Annotated in this window: 3 protein-coding genes; 1 reads left to right on the top strand and 2 read right to left on the bottom strand. The window is 45.3% G+C overall.

What is annotated here, in order from left to right:
• The first annotated feature begins 69 nt into the window (after positions 1 to 69).
• Complete coding sequence (locus tag RMO52_RS18200; RefSeq protein WP_310417055.1) at positions 70 to 273, top strand: hypothetical protein; 204 nt, start codon at positions 70 to 72, stop codon at positions 271 to 273.
• Here RMO52_RS18200 and RMO52_RS18195 read toward each other — a convergent pair whose 3' ends face one another.
• Both RMO52_RS18195 and RMO52_RS18190 read right to left on the bottom strand, forming a co-directional pair.
• Positions 274 to 936 (bottom strand): hypothetical protein, encoded by a 663-nt coding sequence (locus RMO52_RS18195; RefSeq protein WP_310417052.1) that lies wholly within the window; start codon positions 934 to 936, stop codon positions 274 to 276.
• Positions 937 to 1,641, bottom strand: a complete 705-nt coding sequence (locus RMO52_RS18190) for a glucose-6-phosphate dehydrogenase assembly protein OpcA (protein WP_310417051.1) — start codon at positions 1,639 to 1,641, stop codon at positions 937 to 939.
• Between the last annotated feature and the right edge of the window lie 118 nt (positions 1,642 to 1,759).

Below are 1,759 nucleotides of genomic sequence, written 5' to 3'. Positions count from 1 at the left end.
AGTATGAGAGCCGAATGTACTTTCTAGATAATAATGTTAAAATAGAAGCGTCGAGATTTACTAGTGAAAATGACTACTTTAGAAAAGATTGTCCATGAACTAGCATCAGTACCAGAAGCATTGTTAGTAGAAGTTCTTAATTCGATCCAAGTCGCCAAAAGTAATGCTAGTGAGTTCGAGAAAAAGTTAGTCATTACTCGCACTCCAGGTTTGCACCAAGGTCAAATTTGGATGAGTGAGGATTTTAATGAGCCTTTATCTATCGAATTTTAGCTAATCAATTTTGCTCACCATCCACTTGAGAATACCCAAAATTCGATCGACTGGTAGGATCTGATATTCATTCACATCGATGGTGACATTCTTACCTTCGATCTTGAGAAATTGCCATAACTTCCCACTGGTAACGCAACCATAGATAACTGGAATCACCTTGCCTTCATTTTGATTAAATAATTGGGCTGCAACCATCTCTGAGATACATTGCCCCAATCCCAGATCCAATTCCCCTTTTTTAGCCTCCACTAACATTACAATCGGAGCCTCAATAATATAAGGAGCAGTAGAGCGACTCAAAAGAAAGTCGCAAAACCCATTCAAACCCTGCTCTTTATCAACAGTAAATTCCTCACCAGAAAATAGTTCGACTGAATTGTTTGCCAATTTTGTGACCTCCAGCAAAACTGGGCTAACCAACAATTCAGACTTAGCTTTCTCAGATCTAGCTCTCTGTGCTAAAGGTAAAGATTGCCCAAAAATGGTCGAAAATTCGGGTTGTGGGGTGGCTGGTGGCAAAGAGTCACAAAAAGTTGACTCAAGTAAGTTAATTTCAAATCGATCTATTACATCTTGCAAGGAAAAGTTATTGTAAGCCATACTGTCTATCTGAGATAGTTGGGTTTTGCTATCATCGCGCAACCCAACCTCCGCAATCATTTATCCTACCTTACTCAGAATTTGAGCTACCACGGTCATCGTTTGCTCATAGAGTAAATCCCGACTCCAGCGTTGAAGATACTCAGCGAGTAAGTCTTCGGCACTGCGCTCGGCAAGCGAAGTTACTTCCTCAACGCGGGCAGTTTGAGTACCGCCGCGCATTTCCATCTGCATACAACCAGCAACTTCCGAACAGAGGACGGTGATGCAGTTGGCTTTGGGATTGGTGGAGTTGAGGCGGACACCCATTAGATCGCCTGGAATATCACCCAGATTAACCGTAGGCATAGCAGCGAGTTCGGTATGAATTTTGCGTCCGTCGGGGGCGACAAAATCTACCTCGCGCAAGTCATAGTCACCGCCAGTGTGCTTGTAGCTGACAGGTTGCCATTGGAGGCGACTGGAGAGCCAACCGAGAAACATAATTGCTTGAGCCGGATTGCCTAATTCATAATTGACATCGACTCGATCGATTTCGGTGATATCTTTGCGACGAGCAGGGGGATCGAAGGCTTCGGCGGTGAGTTCTTGCCAGCCCGCAATCCTGCGCCAGTTGAGGTCGATCGTGGGAATACCCCGATCGAGAATCTCGTGCAGCTTTAATAATTCAGCTTCAGGAGTCGTAAAATCCGAAGAATCAAAGATCGCTGAATGCGCTGTCTGAGCTAGTTGGATTTTGTCGCTCCTGACGGCCGGAAGATTCATACCGAGCTAGCCGGAATGCCCACTGCCGATCCTGGCGAAATTCCTGGCGATCTGATGGGTGTCCGGCTCAATTCTACCAATCCGAAAGCCAACTGCATCACCGTCCTCTGTTCGGAAG

Origin of the sequence: Chamaesiphon sp. OTE_8_metabat_110 (genome assembly GCF_031382685.1) — a bacterium.
GTDB lineage: Bacteria > Cyanobacteriota > Cyanobacteriia > Cyanobacteriales > Chamaesiphonaceae > Chamaesiphon.
Note: the sequence above shows the minus strand (reverse complement) of the source record. Positions and strands in the feature narration are given on the sequence as shown.

What these genes read in the sequence shown, in the direction of transcription:
- RMO52_RS18200 (WP_310417055.1), top strand. Translation starts at nt 70, where the DNA reads ATGACTACTTTAGAAAAGATTGTCCATGAACTAGCATCAGTACCAGAA.
- RMO52_RS18195 (WP_310417052.1), bottom strand. Translation starts at nt 936, where the DNA reads ATGATTGCGGAGGTTGGGTTGCGCGATGATAGCAAAACCCAACTATCT.
- RMO52_RS18190 (WP_310417051.1), bottom strand. Translation starts at nt 1,641, where the DNA reads ATGAATCTTCCGGCCGTCAGGAGCGACAAAATCCAACTAGCTCAGACA.